General features: G+C 34.7%; 19 protein-coding genes and 2 pseudogenes. 17 read left to right on the forward strand and 4 right to left on the reverse strand.

From position 1 onward, the window contains the following. From ACEN3Z_RS05620 to ACEN3Z_RS05645, 6 genes and pseudogenes are all read left to right on the forward strand, one after another. Positions 1-97, forward strand: a pseudogene (locus tag ACEN3Z_RS05620) (IS30 family transposase); the annotation flags it as partial. 108 nt (positions 98-205) lie between these two features. Further along, positions 206-415 (forward strand): hypothetical protein, encoded by a 210-nt coding sequence (locus ACEN3Z_RS05625; protein ID WP_407090002.1) that lies wholly within the window; start codon positions 206-208, stop codon positions 413-415. 48 nt (positions 416-463) lie between these two features. Further along, the gene (locus ACEN3Z_RS05630) at positions 464-865 is read left to right on the forward strand and encodes a hypothetical protein (protein ID WP_407090003.1); all 402 of its coding nucleotides are present in this window, start codon (positions 464-466) and stop codon (positions 863-865) included. A gap of 131 nt (positions 866-996) precedes the next feature. Beyond that, complete coding sequence (locus ACEN3Z_RS05635; RefSeq protein WP_407090004.1) at positions 997-1,263, forward strand: DUF503 domain-containing protein; 267 nt, start codon at positions 997-999, stop codon at positions 1,261-1,263. 18 nt (positions 1,264-1,281) lie between these two features. Beyond that, positions 1,282-1,716, forward strand: coding sequence for a pyridoxamine 5'-phosphate oxidase family protein (locus ACEN3Z_RS05640; RefSeq protein WP_407090005.1), 435 nt, complete (start codon positions 1,282-1,284; stop codon positions 1,714-1,716). A gap of 211 nt (positions 1,717-1,927) precedes the next feature. Further along, positions 1,928-2,599, forward strand: a complete 672-nt coding sequence (locus ACEN3Z_RS05645) for a deoxynucleoside kinase (RefSeq protein WP_407090006.1) — start codon at positions 1,928-1,930, stop codon at positions 2,597-2,599. Between the two features lie 64 nt (positions 2,600-2,663). Here the strand turns inward: ACEN3Z_RS05645 and ACEN3Z_RS05650 are convergent, their stop codons facing one another. Next, positions 2,664-4,022, reverse strand: a complete 1,359-nt coding sequence (locus ACEN3Z_RS05650) for an FAD-binding oxidoreductase (protein WP_407090007.1) — start codon at positions 4,020-4,022, stop codon at positions 2,664-2,666. A gap of 103 nt (positions 4,023-4,125) precedes the next feature. Here ACEN3Z_RS05650 and ACEN3Z_RS05655 point away from each other — a divergent pair, with 103 nt between their 5' ends. The 7 genes from ACEN3Z_RS05655 (at position 4,126) to ACEN3Z_RS05685 (ending at position 8,812) form a co-directional block, all read left to right on the forward strand. Beyond that, positions 4,126-4,887, forward strand: coding sequence for an alpha/beta fold hydrolase (locus ACEN3Z_RS05655; protein ID WP_407090008.1), 762 nt, complete (start codon positions 4,126-4,128; stop codon positions 4,885-4,887). Continuing rightward, the gene (locus ACEN3Z_RS05660; protein WP_407090009.1) at positions 4,884-5,621 is read left to right on the forward strand and encodes a pseudouridine synthase; all 738 of its coding nucleotides are present in this window, start codon (positions 4,884-4,886) and stop codon (positions 5,619-5,621) included. The genes ACEN3Z_RS05655 and ACEN3Z_RS05660 overlap by 4 nt, the downstream gene beginning before the upstream one ends. Before the next feature lie 125 nt (positions 5,622-5,746). Next, the gene (locus ACEN3Z_RS05665; protein ID WP_138403338.1) at positions 5,747-6,292 is read left to right on the forward strand and encodes a MotA/TolQ/ExbB proton channel family protein; all 546 of its coding nucleotides are present in this window, start codon (positions 5,747-5,749) and stop codon (positions 6,290-6,292) included. Beyond that, positions 6,282-6,782, forward strand: a complete 501-nt coding sequence (locus tag ACEN3Z_RS05670; RefSeq protein ID WP_407090010.1) for a hypothetical protein — start codon at positions 6,282-6,284, stop codon at positions 6,780-6,782. Before ACEN3Z_RS05665 ends, ACEN3Z_RS05670 begins: the two co-directional genes overlap by 11 nt. 9 nt (positions 6,783-6,791) lie before the next feature. Further along, positions 6,792-7,202 (forward strand): hypothetical protein, encoded by a 411-nt coding sequence (locus tag ACEN3Z_RS05675; protein ID WP_407090011.1) that lies wholly within the window; start codon positions 6,792-6,794, stop codon positions 7,200-7,202. Between the two features lie 376 nt (positions 7,203-7,578). After that, positions 7,579-8,199 (forward strand): fumarylacetoacetate hydrolase family protein, encoded by a 621-nt coding sequence (locus ACEN3Z_RS05680; protein ID WP_407090047.1) that lies wholly within the window; start codon positions 7,579-7,581, stop codon positions 8,197-8,199. 13 nt (positions 8,200-8,212) lie between these two features. Then, positions 8,213-8,812 carry an SOS response-associated peptidase gene (locus ACEN3Z_RS05685; protein ID WP_407090012.1) on the forward strand — a complete coding sequence of 200 codons (600 nt, stop codon included), beginning with the start codon at positions 8,213-8,215 and terminating at the stop codon, positions 8,810-8,812. A 54-nt stretch (positions 8,813-8,866) separates the two neighbouring features. Here the strand turns inward: ACEN3Z_RS05685 and ACEN3Z_RS05690 are convergent, their stop codons facing one another. Beyond that, complete coding sequence (locus ACEN3Z_RS05690; protein WP_197103390.1) at positions 8,867-9,316, reverse strand: Ohr family peroxiredoxin; 450 nt, start codon at positions 9,314-9,316, stop codon at positions 8,867-8,869. Positions 9,317-9,479: 163 nt separating this feature from the next. Between ACEN3Z_RS05690 and ACEN3Z_RS05695 the strand changes: the two genes are divergently transcribed. After that, positions 9,480-10,607 carry a hypothetical protein gene (locus ACEN3Z_RS05695; protein ID WP_407090013.1) on the forward strand — a complete coding sequence of 376 codons (1,128 nt, stop codon included), beginning with the start codon at positions 9,480-9,482 and terminating at the stop codon, positions 10,605-10,607. Positions 10,608-10,685: 78 nt separating this feature from the next. Here ACEN3Z_RS05695 and ACEN3Z_RS05700 read toward each other — a convergent pair. Continuing rightward, positions 10,686-12,445 (reverse strand): annotated as a pseudogene (locus tag ACEN3Z_RS05700) (ABC transporter permease/substrate binding protein). Continuing rightward, positions 12,438-13,694, reverse strand: coding sequence for a glycine betaine/L-proline ABC transporter ATP-binding protein (locus ACEN3Z_RS05705; protein WP_407090014.1), 1,257 nt, complete (start codon positions 13,692-13,694; stop codon positions 12,438-12,440). The pseudogene ACEN3Z_RS05700 and the gene ACEN3Z_RS05705 overlap by 8 nt, the downstream one beginning before the upstream one ends. A gap of 399 nt (positions 13,695-14,093) precedes the next feature. On the opposite strand from ACEN3Z_RS05705, the gene ACEN3Z_RS05710 reads away from it, so the two are divergent. The 3 genes from ACEN3Z_RS05710 to ACEN3Z_RS05720 all read left to right on the forward strand — a co-directional run bounded on the left by ACEN3Z_RS05710 (position 14,094) and on the right by ACEN3Z_RS05720 (position 15,725). Further along, positions 14,094-14,591 carry a cupin domain-containing protein gene (locus ACEN3Z_RS05710; RefSeq protein ID WP_407090015.1) on the forward strand — a complete coding sequence of 166 codons (498 nt, stop codon included), beginning with the start codon at positions 14,094-14,096 and terminating at the stop codon, positions 14,589-14,591. A gap of 30 nt (positions 14,592-14,621) precedes the next feature. Then, positions 14,622-15,050 (forward strand): hypothetical protein, encoded by a 429-nt coding sequence (locus ACEN3Z_RS05715; protein ID WP_407090017.1) that lies wholly within the window; start codon positions 14,622-14,624, stop codon positions 15,048-15,050. 165 nt (positions 15,051-15,215) lie between these two features. Then, on the forward strand, positions 15,216-15,725 hold the full coding sequence (locus ACEN3Z_RS05720; RefSeq protein WP_407090018.1) for an AI-2E family transporter: 510 nt from the start codon (positions 15,216-15,218) through the stop codon (positions 15,723-15,725). The last annotated feature ends 15 nt before the right edge of the window (positions 15,726-15,740 follow it).

The following is a 15,740-nucleotide window of genomic DNA, read 5'->3' on the forward strand; positions in this document are numbered from 1 at the left end:
ACGGAACACTATTCCACGGAAATCCTTACACTACCGAACACCGTTGGAAGTATTTTTGAGTTACTTAGATGAAGCAGTTTTGTCTAGCTTAATTTGACAAATCAAATAATATGATTACTAGACTAATTTTGAGGTGATTTTTATTAAACGCTTTCTACTATTAACATCAATACTCGCGACTCTCATGCCTTATATAAATTCCTATATGCCAAACACGGCAGTACTTGCTCAAGATACTTCGTCAGTACAGGAAAGAAACAGAGTAGACGAGGACGAAACAGAAAAAGATAATGAAGATGACAGCCTGAAACCCGAAGATATTGAAGGTGCGGTCATTCATGAACCAGTTTTACCAACTGACTACGATGAAGAGGAAATCGAATCCTTGCCAGAAGATGGGACAGAAGCAGGCTAAACTGAAGAAAGCTTGAGTGTGAATGGTTATGAGTTTTCTTTTAAAGATATGCGTGGAAACGAAGGCTTCGGAGATGATTTTGATGAATTAAATGAAGTCCTGAATGAAAACCGTGTAGCCTATGTTGGTCAAAATGACATCAATACTTTTTTTGGTCATTATTATGACTTAACGGGTACGGGTGTTTTTAATCCATTAGCGGATCAAGATCTGTTAGAGGTTGGAACAGAAGTAGTCATTACAGACGAAGATGGTTTAAGTAAAGGTTATGAAATTACTCAAACGATTGAATTTCTACATGAAAATCAACAAAAGCAATTTTACGGTGATGATTATATGCCTGATTTAGCTTACTACGGTAATGGTGATGATATGGTATATATTCAATATTGTCGTTGGGATATTCAGACTGGCCTATTAATCACAAATATTGGCTACCGCATTTGGTAATATTGTCATAACCAATATCAGAGGAATGAATCATGTTTTATAACGTGATTGATTTCTTTTTGTAATTCATTATCAATGTGAGACATTGAAATATTTAATTTAAAGTAGGGATATAGATGCATGTACATGTCTTGACAATCACCTTTATAATTAATGATGCTTATTCTTTAAAAGATAAACGCCGCATCGTCAAAAGTATCATTCAAAAGAGTCAAGGTCGATTTAAAGTTTCAGCAGCAGAAGTTGCATTTCATGATATATTAAATCAAAGTGAACTTGCTTTCGGGATTGTTACAAGCGATGCAAAGTTAGGCAAGAAGCGTTTAGAAGATATATTTGCCTTTATAGAGAGTACTTATCCAATTATGGTTACTGAATATAATATTGCAGAAATGTAATTTTTTAGGAGGAAGAATATGGAATACAAAAAATATTTTACTTTATTACAAGATGAGATTGGTGCAGCTGTTTTTTCAACAGTGGACAACGAAGGATTGCCGCAAGCACGTTATATTAATGTAGGCGTAGGGAATGAAAAAGGAATCTTCTTCATGACATCCCCTAAAACTGACTTTTACCAGCAATTAGAAGCGAAACCTGAAGTATCAATTACGGGAATGGCTAAATCTGATAAAGGTATTGAAGTTATTCGAGTCAGTGGATCAATCCGAAAAGTTGGAAAAGAGCATTTAAAAGAAATTCTAAAGGATAATCCATATGTTAATGATGTGTATCCAGATGAAGCAGACCAACAATCTGTTCAAGCATTCCAATTATTTAAAGGACATGGTAAATATCAACATCTACAAAATAAAATCGTCGAACATTTTGAATTTGATGTAAAAGATTAGCTATTCAGGGCGTCACTTTTTAACGAGAGTGACGCCTTTAATATTATAAATTTATGTGGAATAATTAACTTGAATCCATCGACAAAATTCTGTATAGTTTCATAGGTGCGTCTAAGACAATTTTTAATATTTACTTGATAACACAATATATAGTGTTATAATTTGTAAATAGACACAACATGTTGTTGCATGGAATAAAGGAGAGGAGTCGATGGCGATTATAGTTGTTGGTGGAATGATTGGTGCTGGAAAGACAAGTGTAGCAAAATTAATTGGTAATGCACTTGGTTCAGATATTTTTTATGAAAATGTGGATGACAATGAAATACTTCCATTATTTTATACCGCATCAGAGGAAGAACAAGAATTAAAAAGATATTCATTTTTATTACAGTTAGAATTTTTAAGTAGCCGTTTTTATAGTATTAAGGAGGCACTTGTTCACCGTAATAACGTATTAGATCGTTCAATCTATGAAGATTGGTACTTCGCGAAAGTAAACAACGACTTAGGTCGTATTTCAAATCTTGAGTTTAGTATTTACGAAAAGCTTTTGACAAATATGCTTGAAGAATTGGATGAACTACCTAAAAAATCTCCCGATTTAATGATTTATTTAACAGGCTCATTCGATACAATCTTAAAGAGAATCGGCATTCGTGGTCGTGAATTTGAACAAGATATCAATTTAGTGAACTATTATGAAACACTTTGGAGTGGCTACGATCATTGGGTAGATAATCACTACCACGCATCACAAGTAATCAAAATTGATATTGATAAATACGATGTCGTTAATAACCCTGCTGATGCAGAAGTGGTTATTGAGCTAGTAAAAAATAAACTTGTTGAGATGGGTCAATTAGAACCTGCGACAAAATAAATACATAAAAAATCACCTTAAAGAGTTAATCTTTGAGGTGATTTCTTTGTTTAAGGATGAAGTATTAATCAAAAATTTTACCTGGATTTAATCGATTGTCAGGATCAAATGCCAATTTAATTTGTTTTAAGTAATGCAAATATTCGCTACTCATCACTTGTTTAAAGTATGGCTTTTTAACTAAACCAATACCATGTTCTGCAGAAGGTAAACCACCGACTTCAGAGACATAAGCATATAAATTCGTCAGTATTTCATGTTTTTTCTCTTGCCATTCATCTTGGGTTAAGTCGCCTCGTAAGATAGAAGAGTGAATATTACCATCTCCTGCATGCCCAAAACTAATGAAATTTAAACCACTATTTGCTTCGACTTCATGTGTATATTTGAAAAAATTCACAAATTCATTCACAGGAACGGAATAATCTAGAGGCTCTTGTTCAGAAATTGTTAGTATTCCTGCTAATATATTATCGCGTAAATCCCATGCAGTTAAACTATCTTCTTCAGAAAGCACTAAAAACTCAACTGCATTATGATCATGAGTAATTTTTTCTAATCGCTGAGCTTCTTCTTGAATGACCGCTTCTTGCATCCCATCAAAGGTCATTAATAAGTAGGCAACTCCTTTTTCACTTGGGAATGTTTTATTCAAGAGTTGTTCACTATATGCGATGGCACGACGTTCGAAAAACTCAACAGCCGTGATATCCAAACCATTCCGCAAGATAGAAAGTACTGCTTCCGCCGCATCGTCTAAAGAAGGGAAGGCGGTGATATAGGATTGTTTAAACTTAGGTAAGGGAATCACTTTTAAGTAGACTTTAGTAATGATTCCTAAAGTTCCTTCCGAACCAATAAATAGATGATTTAAGTTATAACCTGAACTGTTCTTAATTGCTACACTACCTGTCTCAATAACGTCACCGTTAGCAAGGACGATTTCCATCTTACGAACGTATTCACGGGTTGTACCATATTTAACCGCGCGCATACCACCAGCATTTGTAGCTACATTACCACCGATCGAACCGTGTTTTGCTCCAGGATCAGGTGGGTAGAAATAGCCTTTGGACTCTACATATTGTTGGACGTCACCGTTTGTGACACCAGGTTCTACCACTAAAGTTAATGTATCTAAATCGAAGTCAATAATCTGATTCATCTTGCTGAGATCGATGATTAACTCACCTCCGAACGCTGAAGTCGCTTCAGCTAAACCAGTATTAGCGCCATAAGTAATTATGGCTAAGTCATTTTGGTTGGCATATTTAACTAAGTCGACGACTTCTTGAGTATTTAATGGATATGCCACCGCATGAAGATTAACTTTTATACTGTGCTCATTCACCGAATAGGCTTCAGGAATGCGACTTCCTTGTAGAATGCGTGATGGCTCTGATATAATATTATCTAATTTCATAATTGCCTCCTTTGAAAAGCTTTTCAATACAATAAGAATAACAAATTAGTTAAATATTGTCATCAAAACTACAATGATAAACTTTATAGAAAGTTGGAAAAAATTGAAAATTATTGTAAGAAAAAGAATGATTGGAACCATTCCAGTATTTGAAGTTGTTGAAGATACCGACCAAAATAACCCATTACCAATCATCGTATATTATCATGGTTGGCAAATTAATAAGACATTAGTAATTACCCAAGGTCGCAAGTTAGCGGCTAAAGGCTTTCGCGTTGTGTTACCAGATGCGGAGAACCACGGTGAACGCATCCAAACGGTTTCAACGATACCTTCATTGACCTTTTTTAATAGTATTCATACAAATTTATTTGAATTTGGCTATATTATTGATTATTTCAAAAAACGACATTTAACCACTAATTTCATTGGTGTAGGTGGTTTGTCGATGGGTGGAATGACAACTTGCGCCTTAATGACACATAATCCAGAAATTAATGCTGCTGCTTGTATCATGGGAACGCCCGCATTAACTGATTATAGAAACATGATTCATCGTCATGCGACCAGTCGCAATATTTATTTGCCTCAGGACTATTTTTATCTAACATCTTGGATTCCTAAGTATGATCTATCCCGTCAACCCGAATTATTAGGCGACAGACCTTTCTTTATCTGGCATGGGGATGAAGATGAAAAAGTTCCTTTTAGCCAAACAAAGGCCTTTGTAGAAGAGAATCCAGAGCTGAATATGGAAGTTATCTTCGAACATACTGGTCACCTTGTACAAACACAGACGATGGATCGAATTGCTGACTTTTTTGAACGTAGCCATAATGACCATTTAGAAGAGTTACACAAATGACGCTTGATGAGTTATTACAACAAGCACTCAATTTGCCGGTTAAAAAAAGAAAAAGATTGCTACAGAGTAAACAAGTAACATGTGATGGAAAAATCGTTACAGATAGAATGCTTACGATTGATTCTGGCCTATTTGATATTAGAGTAAAAGGTAAGCGTATAGGTGAAAATCTAGGACATACTTATATCGCTTTGAACAAACCCAAGGGGGTCTTGAGTGCTAAAAAAGATTTGGAATTCACTACCGTTTTAGAATTATTAAAAGAACAAGATTTTGATGAGAGTTTATCAATTGTAGGTAGATTAGACCGCGATTCAACCGGTTTAGTCTTTCTCACAAACAATGGTCAACTTCATTATTTATTTGAACAAGCGCGTTTTGCTAAAGAAAAGCAATATCATGTCACAGTGAATGGCAAGATGGACCAGAAAATGGTGGAGGCATTTGAAAAAGGCTTGCTATTAGAAGGCGGAATTCAACTCAAACCAGCTGAATTACGCATCTTAAATCAATCGATGAGTGAAAGTACTGGGGTAGTTACTTTAACTGAGGGGAAAAGACATCAAATTAAACGTATGTTTTTACAATGTGGGGTTAAAGTCATAGGCTTACATCGCATCATGATTGGTCCCATTTATTTGGACAAGACAACGCAAAGTGGTCAATACCGACATTTATATAAAGAAGAGTTACAAGAAGTAAAAGAAATGATGCAAGAATTAAAACGATCATAATTTGAATATTTATTTAGTACCTAATGAAAAAAATGAAATAAATTTACTGTGATAAAGTTATATTCTTCGTAAATTACGTGTAAAATGGTATGATTAAACCACATAAGATTAGAGGTGAATAGTCATTGCAATTTTTTCAACCAATATTAGATAATTTTTTTAAATTTGATTTTTTAATTATTATTATAGCGATTGGTGCAGCGTTTCTTTATTACAAATGCTTAGAAAGCTGTAAGCAATTATTTAATATTTTAATCCCACGGGGAAATGTGGCTCTAGGTAAAGAAAATCAAAAAAGTATGAACAAACATTACGAGTTATATTTTGATTCAGATGGTGAGCAAGAAATTCTCCAAAAGCGTCAGAAAAGTAATAGTCTCTATGTATTATTTACAAACGTCTGTGCGATATTCCCCTTGATGGGTTTATTAGGAACAGTCATTTCATTAATACCGATGGTTGGTGAATTAGATACAAGTTTATTCTTTATGGCATTGACTTCAACATTTTGGGGGATTGTATTCGCCATTATCTTCAAAGCTTTAAACGGTTATTTACAAGCGAGGGTGGAGGAGAATAATGAATTAGTCCAAACATATTTATTAAGAAAAGATGCGATTGTCGAACGACATGCGCGTCGAAATGACGAGGCCCCTTACGATGAAATTTAAAGAAATGATTGTTGACTTAACTCCTTTGCTTGATGTGATATTAATATTATTATTTATGGTATTAGCGACACAGTCTCAATCAACAGCGGAGACGATTACAGAATTAGAAGAAGAGGTTACCCATTTAGAACAAACACAAATGCCTCAAACGCATTCAGAACAAATTTGGTATCAAACGTATCAACAATCGATTGGGAAAGTAAATATTGTCTTTCCATCCAGCTTGGATAATGATCCCATGTATTTAGTTTTGGAAGATGGATCGGAAGTTCAAAAACCTGAAACTCAAGACTTATATTCATGGCTTTCCTCTCAAATCGAGACAATTGAACAAGAAGTTATCATTGTTTCGTTTACTTATAATAATGAGGAAATATTTTTAAGAGATTATCGAAATATTCTATCAGCAATAACACAAATAGATCAAAATTCGAATAGTACAGTTGTGTATCAGGAACAGTTAATCGATCAAAGTAATAAAATTGAATAAGGAGTGGTAATGATGGCTAGAAAAGACAATAAGAAAAAAAGTAAATTCGGTATTTGGGGTTGGCTTGTAGCAACCTTAGTATTAGTAGGTGGAGGCTTCGGAGTCACGCAAGGTGGCTGGTTAGATGGTGGTTTAGGCGACGGAACCGAAACGACAGAGACTACGATAAATGAAACCAGCAGTGTTGGTGAAGGGAATGAGGAAGCGAAACACGTAAATATAACGATTTCTCAATCTGATATTTTTTGGGATAATGAAGCTGTGACAGAAGATGAAGTAGAATCACGTGTGAGCGATGAGGAAGACTCTACTACTTATACTGTGACAGATGATAATGCGATTAAAGCTACTTATGATTCAGTCATTGAAACTTTAACTGATTCTCAAGTTGATTTCCAAGAAGCTGAGGAACAATCTTAATATAACTAAAATATAGAGAAATCTAGATTCATCAGAATCTTGGCTCTCTATTTGTTTATTCGTTATAATGTCAATATAGAAAACGCTTTATAATCTTAATAATGAAAGAAATTAAACAAAGAAATTACTTAGTTACAGTCATAAAGATTCAAGCCATGTAGGTTTACTTACACCAGATGGTGTTCTTTCACTTGATATCCTTAGTAAATACACGGATAAAGAGCCAAAAGGCTCACTCGAATCATTCATTGAGGAGAAACAATTTCCGTTAATTAAACAAATTATTGAAGAAAATAAAGCATCTTTTATTGAATCTGATTATTTAAAATACGAAGATTTACATATTTTACCGTCAGTAAGTCGACCTGAAAAAATTATTTGTGTCGGTTTAAACTATTTAGACCATGTCTCAGAAGGTCCAGACTTAGATGTACCTGAAGAACCGGTCTTATTTAGTAAATTTAACAACGCTCTTTTTGCGGATGGGGAAGTTATACCTAAATCATTAGAAGGCGAACAAATTGATTATGAATGTGATTTAGTTGTGATTATGGGAGAAACTGCCAAAGACGTGTCTGAAGAAGAAGCGTTGGATTATGTATTTGGTTATACGATTGGGAACGATTTGTCAGTACGAGACTTACAATTTAGATCAGGCCAATGGTTACTTGGTAAAACCCCAGACAAATTTGCGCCCATTGGCCCAGTAGTTGTGACGTCAGACAGTATAAATCCTAATCAATTAAATATTTCTACTACGCGCAAGGGTAAAATCGTTCAACAATCAAATACAGATAAAATGATTTTTAACTGTGCTAAAATTATTTCTTATATATCAAAATATATGACGCTTAAACCCGGTGATTTAATATTTACAGGGACACCCGAAGGTGTTATCTTAGGCTATGATGAAACAGAACAAGAGTGGTTAGACTCTGGTGACGAGATACAAATCGCAATAGAAGGTATTGGAACACTTACGAATCGTATTAGTTAAGGAGTGATTAACGATGTGTGGGCAATATAGTTTTTTAGAGAATAAAAAAGCATTACTGGATCGTTATGAAGGTACAGAATTAGATGCGAACTTACCTGAAGATGAGAGAGAAGTGTACTATCCAAGTCAAAATAACCTCATTTTACTTCCAAATAATAAATTTTATGCGATTAAATGGGGATTTACGCCTAGTTTCGCTAAGAGACCTCTGATTAATGCACGTTTAGAATCAATATTGGAAAAGCAGACATTTATTGAACCTTTTAAACGTAAACGTTGTTTGATTCCGGCCACTTCGTTTTATGAATTTAAGGAAGTTGATTCACAAGAGAAGAAAGAGCGTTGGCAAATTGCCGTAACAGATTTAGATATCTTCTCAATTGCAGGGATTTGTGAGCGTTACGACAATGAAGATGGTTCAAGTACATTGACCTACTCGATGTTAACGAAAGATTCAGTGGGGCAAATGGCTGACATTCATCACAGAGTTCCCGTCATTTTAGATAAGAAAACAGAGAAGGAGTATTTGAATTTAAATACTGATCCAAATCAGCTCCAAGAAATACTTCTCACATTAACTATAGATTTAACCTTTAAACAAGTAACAAATTAAAAGCAAGCTTATGGACTGTTCTTAAACAGTTTATAAGCTTGCTTTTTTAAGAGTTTAATTATTTACGTCTTCAATAAAGAATGTTTCGATGGCAGTAACTTTAGAATCGATGTTTCCACGAGTCGCTTTTGAATAAGCGCAATCACCGTGCGCTTGGTCAGCGATTTCTTGCACTTCTGTTAACGATAAGCCTTCAATACCAACTTCGATATTAGCCACTAGTTTAAAACCGCCGAATTCAGGGTCAGTATTAAGTCCAATTTCAACGCCAACTTTTGACTCACCTTCTGCACCAAACGTCTTCTTGTGGCGTTCTAAAGCTGAATGGAAGCAAGCACTCCAACCTAAAGCGAATAACTGCTCGGGATTGACAGCTTCTCCTGGGCCACCCATTTCTTTAGGCATTGCAACATCCACTTCAAAACTACCATCTACTAAACGACTAATTCCATGACGTCCACCAGTATTCACTGCCATAGTCGTATAACGTCTTTTTTCTGTCATTAATTATCATCCTTCATAAGTTCTATATATATAGGTTACCAATAATTATTTGGGATGCAACTTTTCTGTACTAATATAGTGTGATATCTCAATGTGTATGATTTTACAGTTAAGAGAGATATTGTTACAATTAATGTATTACAAGAAAGAAAGGGGTTTCACTATGATTAAATTAACTGCCTTTCCGGCGAAAGAGTTAGAGAAGGTTGATAAGTTATTCGTGACAATTGCTATGGAGTTGCATGCAACATCTGTCAGCTCTGATCAAGATCGTATTCAATTGAATAATCTTTTAGAAGAGGCTAAAAAGAGAGTTGAAGCAGAATGCGACAAAGAAGTTTCAAACAAGTTTCAAGAACAGATTGAAAGAGCGAAAGTCAATGACGTTGAGTTAGTAACTTATCGAGGAGGACTCGCATTATATATTACAGAAGACGAAGTCTACTATTACCACCTAGGTATTCCGGTTGCTAATTTAGTTAATGTAGGTAAAGCACCAAATTTAACACCACTGATTGAAAATTATCAGTACACGAACCAATATCATGTATTAATTCTAAATCGTGAGGATATTCGTTTATTCGAAGGGGATGCTACTTCTGTTAAAGAAATTGACTTTGAAGATGATGATGCACCAAGAACATTAAATGATGCTCTAGGTTCAGAATTAACTGGTGGAGGAGCCAATTCAGGTGCGTATAGTGCGACAGGTGGAGGAGAACAAGGCTATCATGGTCATAATGATACAAGTCATGAAAAAGACATAGATCGTGAGAATTACTTCCGAGAAGTTGACAATTACATTCATGAAAATTATTCTTCAGCTCGTGACTTACCACTCATTCTATATGCTTTGTCAGAAAATCAAGCTGTATTTCGTGAATTATCAAAAAACCCATACTTAATTGATGGGCGAATTGAAGAGTCAGGTGCAAATGCGAATTTCAATACTGTTCAAGAAAAAGCATTGAACAAAAATATTGAAATTGTTAAAAAAGAACAAGAGACCATGTTCAATCGCTTTAGAGAAACAGCGCCTAAGTTTAGAGTTGATAATCAATTAGATGATTTATCCATGAGTGCTATAGAAGGGCGAATTGAAGAGTTATTAGTAAATAAAGGTTATAGCCAATCCGGGACAATCACTGATAATGGTAGTTTTGAAGAATCAGACAAAGACTTCTTAAAACAACTCATAACAAAAGTGGCAACTGCTAAAGGAAAGATTTATATTGTTCCAGACGATGATATGCCAGAAGGAATTAATGTCTCTGCAAGATTGCGCTATTAAGCATTAGAATATTAAAGTAAAAATCACACCCCATTAGGATTATTTCCTAAAGGGGTGTGATTCTTAAAATGATTAATTTTATTCAAATACGCCTTCTAACCAAGAATCCACAGTTTCGCGATTCTCATCAATCCAGTTCTGGGCTGCTGTACGGTTATCCGTACCATTTTGCATTGCTAATGTCACATTTTCCATGTCATCGATTTTCCAAAAGAAACGATCAACAATTTCGTTAGCTTCAGGATGATCTTCCGCAAAGCCTAAGCGAGTGAAAGTATAAATATCTTCAGCTTCACCATATACGAAATCAGGATCTTCTAACATCTTAATATCATACTCTAAGAACATCCAGTGGGGAGTCCAAGCAACAAAGACAAATTCTTCTTCATTTTGAATTGCTCCATCTAGTGAAGCTAACATTGCTCCAGTAGATGGTGCTTCTAATTCCCAATCCCTTATATTGTCATAATGGCTCATTGCTTCTTCTGTTTGAATCATGGCACCTGCACCAGGCTCGATACCAATAATGGTTTGGTCTGCTTGCGAATCTAAATCAGTAATCGAATCAACGTCCATATAACTTGGAACACCAATTCCTGAAGAAGCACCTTCTAAGTTTGGGCCTAAATCAACCATGTCGTCTTCATATTCTTCAATAATGGTCCCATGTGTTGTAGGTAACCAAGCAGCAGTCATAACATCTGATTCTCCAGTAGAGATAGATTCGAACATGATGGCATTATCAACCGATACAAGATTTACATTGTATCCAACTTCTTCTAAAACTAAGGCTAAAACAGTTGAGGACGCAATTTCTGTATCCCAAGGGTTATGAACTATTTGGATAGTCTCTCCCGTTGAACGTGTTGCAAGTTCAGTATTGTTAACACTATATACAATTTCACCTACGAACAGAACAGCTAGAATGGCTCCGATTATTCTATGTATTGTTTTCTTATTCAAAAATATTCTCCTTTCCGTTCTTAGTCTACGCGACTTTTATTTGAGCTTTGTAAGATACGATCAATAACAATGGCTAGGACAACTAAAGCGAAACCTGAAACAAATCCAGCTCCAACTTGACCACGTTGTAATGCAGTTAATACGTTCGTACCAAGACCTGGTGCACCAATCATTGAAGCAGTTACAACCATTGAAAGTGCAAGAAGAACGGTTTGGTTTGTACCAGCCATAATCGTTGATTTGGCATTTGGTAATTCGACTTTATAAAGTTTTTGCCATCCCGTACTACCAAATGAATCAGCTGCTTCAACTAATTCTTCAGGAACTTGTCTAATACCTAAGTTAGTGAAACGAACAATAGGTGGTAGGGCGAAGATTACTGAAGCAAACACACCAGGCACCATCCCAATCCCAAAGAAAGAAACAGCTGGAATTAAGTAAACAAAGGCTGGCATTGTTTGCATAAAGTCTAGAATAGGTTGAATGATTTTTTCAGCAAGTGAGCTCTTAGCCATCAGAATACCTAAAGGTATTCCAACGATGATTGAGATTAAACTTGCAACAATAATTAATGTTAGGGTGTTCATCATATTACCCCATAGGTTCTGGTTGTGAATATATATTAATCCAATACCAGCAAAAATTGATAGGCCCATTTTTCTATTTGAAACGAAATAGGCAACTAACATCACAATTATGATAAAAGCAAGTGGTGGAATTAACATTAACATACGTGTCATCCATTCCATTGAACTTGTACCAACATTGTTTAATGAATCAAATAACACATTGAAATTGGCAGTTATCCAATCAATAAAGTTAGAAACCCATTCTGAGACAGGCAACTGTGGAAACATATCTAATAAACTACTCATGGTCTAATTCCTCCTTATTAGAATCTTTAATTTCTGTATCATCCTCATTGTTTTCAATAACATCGTATTGAGTGTCAGTTGTCATGGCACCAATAACGTTACTACGGACGATAACACCTTCTAATTCACCTTTATTGCTTGTAACAGCAATTGGCGTTTCAGAATCATGAATTACATCGAATAAGTCATCAATTAAAGCACCAGATTCAACTTCTGGAACATCTGATTGAACAGCACTTGATATATCATCATGACCTTGGTGTAGTAATGATTCCACTTCTTCGCGGGTTACATATCCAATTAATTGCTCATCTTTATCTACAACAAGAATGTTACTCATGCCTTCATCTACCATAATACGTAGTGCTTCTGAAGGTGTCTCTAATTGAGTTGTAACAGCTGTTGGTTCTTCCATAATATGTTGCGCTGTATATATTTTAGTACGATCAATATCTTCTACGAAGCGTTTAACATAATCATTCGCAGGTTTTGATAAGATTTCTTCACCCGTACCAACTTGGACAACTTCACCATCTTTCATGATTGCAATACGATTACCAAGTCTTAATGACTCGTTTAAATCATGCGTGATGAAGATAATTGTTTTGTTTAATGTTTTTTGCATTTCAATTAACTCATCTTGCATATCACGACGGATTAGTGGATCTAAAGCAGAAAAGGCTTCATCCATTAATAAAATATCTGGGTCGTTAGCAAGCGCTCTTGCAAGTCCAACACGTTGTTGCATTCCTCCAGATAACTGATCAGGGAATTGATCCTTATATGGAAGTAAGCCAGCGTTATCTAATGCTTGTTCCGCTTTTTTTTGACGTTCCGCTCTCGGTACGCCTTGTACTTCTAAACCATACTCAGTATTCTCTAGAATAGTACGGTGAGGGAAGAGACCAAAATTTTGAAACACCATACTAATTTTTTTACGACGGATATCTCGTAAATCATTTTTATTCATTGGTGATACATTTGCTTCATCAATATATACATTACCGTTTGTCGGTTCAATAAGACGATTTAACATACGAACAAGTGTAGATTTACCACTTCCTGATAAGCCCATAATAACGAAAATTTCTCCAGCTTTTACATCAAAAGTAGCTTGATTCACTCCAATTGTTGCACCTGTAGCTGCTAATATTTCTTCTTTAGTTTTTCCTTGATTCATTAAGTCTAATGCTTCTTTTTCATTGTCTCCGAAAATCTTTGTTAAGTTTTCGACTCTTAATTTACTCACTAATTTTACCTCTTTTCAATGTAATCTTTTTGTAATAATCACGTTTTTCACAATAACATAGATAATTATGCATGTAAAATGAGACGAAAAGATGAATCTACTTACTAAATTAGATTATCGCTTACAATGCAATGATTTAGCTATCCTAATATTATGATTAGAATTTTCTCATTTTGTATTTTTGTATATAAATCATATAAAATTTCATGGTTCCTAATGTATATATATTCATAGAAACAAACTGAGAATCCTTCTATGGTAATTTTTATTTAAACTAGTTGGTAAGTTCAAGTGATAGATTGACGGATATAATGTAAGGTAAATTTCGTGCGATTTAATAAGTGTAGCGTTATAATATACTATAAGTATTAGAATAAATATAACGATAGGAGATATAAGATGGAAACAATAAAAATGCAACTTCAAGAAAATAGTCCTTTTCCCAATAACAAACTGCCTGTCGTCATATATAAAAAGGCATTAGATGAGATTTTTAAACAAAATGACTATTCTAGAGAGGACGTTCTAGGTTTTCTAGAGAAACATCATTATTCAAATGGTTGGATAAATGGAATTTTATCTAAGCATCACTTTCATTCAATTGCCCATGAGGTGTTAGCATGTATTTCCGGATCAGCGAGGGTACAATTGGGAGGTCCTGAGTCAAAAATTATTACCTTTACTCAAGGGGATGTCGTATTCCTACCAGCCGGAACAGCGCATAAAAAGATGGATTCAACTGAAGACTTCATAATTGTAGGCGCATATCCGAATGGAGATTCATACGACATGCGCTATGGAGAAATAAGTGAGTATGATAAAGTAAAAGAGAACATTATACAAGTTCCCAAGCCGGAACTTGACCCTGTCACGGGACAATCGTTTTTAAAGGATTGATTTCGTATAAATGAAAGTGAGATGTATACTATGAACACAGCAAGCAAATCAGAAAATATCGAAGCCCTAATAGACGAAATTATGCCAGAAAGCCAAATAGATAAAAATTATATTTATGGTTACACACAACCAGGTTTAATGGCTTCAATAATGTATAATAAGTTTCAATTTTTAGTAGCTTCAGATTATTACATTGTGTATTTTACTCCTGACAATCTACTATTTTTATCCGTTACAACTTTAGGAGACTTAAGTGGAGAGTATGCAATTATTCCAACCGAAGATATTGAATTTTTCAAAGCGAAAAAAGGATTAATTCAATATAAAATCACAATCAAATTTTATGGTGAACAAAAGAGCATGATTTTAAAGTGCAATAAGGCTATTCTCAATATGAAATGGCAAAAAGAAAATATAAATCATTTGCTTGAGACCAAATGGAATGGCTTTGTAAAATAAATCTAAAATAAACGCATTAAACTGACTAATTGTTTAATGCGTCTTTTGTTATGAAGCGTATTTACGTCTTAAGGCGGATGGTTTTTATACTAAATTTGTTAAAATATAACTATACTAAAAAATAAAAAACAAAATCAATCTGTAATAAATGAGAGGATAGATTTAATGAATTTAAATACACAATTTTGGGGTGAAGTATTTTCAACAGGAGTTAGAAATATTTGGCTATTTGCAAAAGCTGAAGTAAAAGTCATTGGTATTGTAATATTACTACTCTTTCTAGGCTTTTGGGGAATTGGCTATGAACCTGGTCATGCTATTGCATTTGCGATTGGGATTAGTCTATTAGATTTAATTCCCGTCGTCGGTGCGGGCATTGCATTCATACCTTGGGTAATCATTGAATGGATATTTGGTGATCCAAGTCAAGGGTGGTTATTACTCTTCCTATACATTGGAGTCGAAATTATCGAACAATTAATTGAACCATTTTTCTTAGGAAAAGACTTAGAACTACCATTCTGGTTACCAGCAGTCATTATGATCATATGTGCGGTTATATTTAATGTGCTTGGGATTGTAGTTGCATCTGTATTAATACCATTCATAGCAGCATATCGCCAAGTCCGTAATAAATACCGTAGAGAAGGACAGCTAAACAATTATTATGATTAAATAATAAAGGATCGC

Origin of the sequence: Ruoffia sp. FAM 26254, from assembly GCF_045528545.1 — a bacterium.
In the GTDB taxonomy this organism is placed as follows: Bacteria; Bacillota; Bacilli; order Lactobacillales; family Aerococcaceae; genus Ruoffia; species Ruoffia halotolerans.

What these genes read in the sequence shown, in the direction of transcription:
- ACEN3Z_RS05695 (WP_407090013.1), top strand. Translation starts at nt 9,480, where the DNA reads ATGATTAAATTAACTGCCTTTCCGGCGAAAGAGTTAGAGAAGGTTGAT.
- ACEN3Z_RS05675 (WP_407090011.1), top strand. Translation starts at nt 6,792, where the DNA reads ATGATGGCTAGAAAAGACAATAAGAAAAAAAGTAAATTCGGTATTTGG.
- ACEN3Z_RS05690 (WP_197103390.1), bottom strand. Translation starts at nt 9,316, where the DNA reads ATGACAGAAAAAAGACGTTATACGACTATGGCAGTGAATACTGGTGGA.
- ACEN3Z_RS05660 (WP_407090009.1), top strand. Translation starts at nt 4,884, where the DNA reads ATGACGCTTGATGAGTTATTACAACAAGCACTCAATTTGCCGGTTAAA.
- ACEN3Z_RS05640 (WP_407090005.1), top strand. Translation starts at nt 1,282, where the DNA reads ATGGAATACAAAAAATATTTTACTTTATTACAAGATGAGATTGGTGCA.
- ACEN3Z_RS05630 (WP_407090003.1), top strand. Translation starts at nt 464, where the DNA reads ATGCGTGGAAACGAAGGCTTCGGAGATGATTTTGATGAATTAAATGAA.
- ACEN3Z_RS05670 (WP_407090010.1), top strand. Translation starts at nt 6,282, where the DNA reads ATGAAATTTAAAGAAATGATTGTTGACTTAACTCCTTTGCTTGATGTG.
- ACEN3Z_RS05650 (WP_407090007.1), bottom strand. Translation starts at nt 4,022, where the DNA reads ATGAAATTAGATAATATTATATCAGAGCCATCACGCATTCTACAAGGA.
- ACEN3Z_RS05625 (WP_407090002.1), top strand. Translation starts at nt 206, where the DNA reads ATGCCAAACACGGCAGTACTTGCTCAAGATACTTCGTCAGTACAGGAA.
- ACEN3Z_RS05645 (WP_407090006.1), top strand. Translation starts at nt 1,928, where the DNA reads ATGGCGATTATAGTTGTTGGTGGAATGATTGGTGCTGGAAAGACAAGT.
- ACEN3Z_RS05720 (WP_407090018.1), top strand. Translation starts at nt 15,216, where the DNA reads ATGAATTTAAATACACAATTTTGGGGTGAAGTATTTTCAACAGGAGTT.
- ACEN3Z_RS05685 (WP_407090012.1), top strand. Translation starts at nt 8,213, where the DNA reads ATGTGTGGGCAATATAGTTTTTTAGAGAATAAAAAAGCATTACTGGAT.
- ACEN3Z_RS05710 (WP_407090015.1), top strand. Translation starts at nt 14,094, where the DNA reads ATGGAAACAATAAAAATGCAACTTCAAGAAAATAGTCCTTTTCCCAAT.
- ACEN3Z_RS05715 (WP_407090017.1), top strand. Translation starts at nt 14,622, where the DNA reads ATGAACACAGCAAGCAAATCAGAAAATATCGAAGCCCTAATAGACGAA.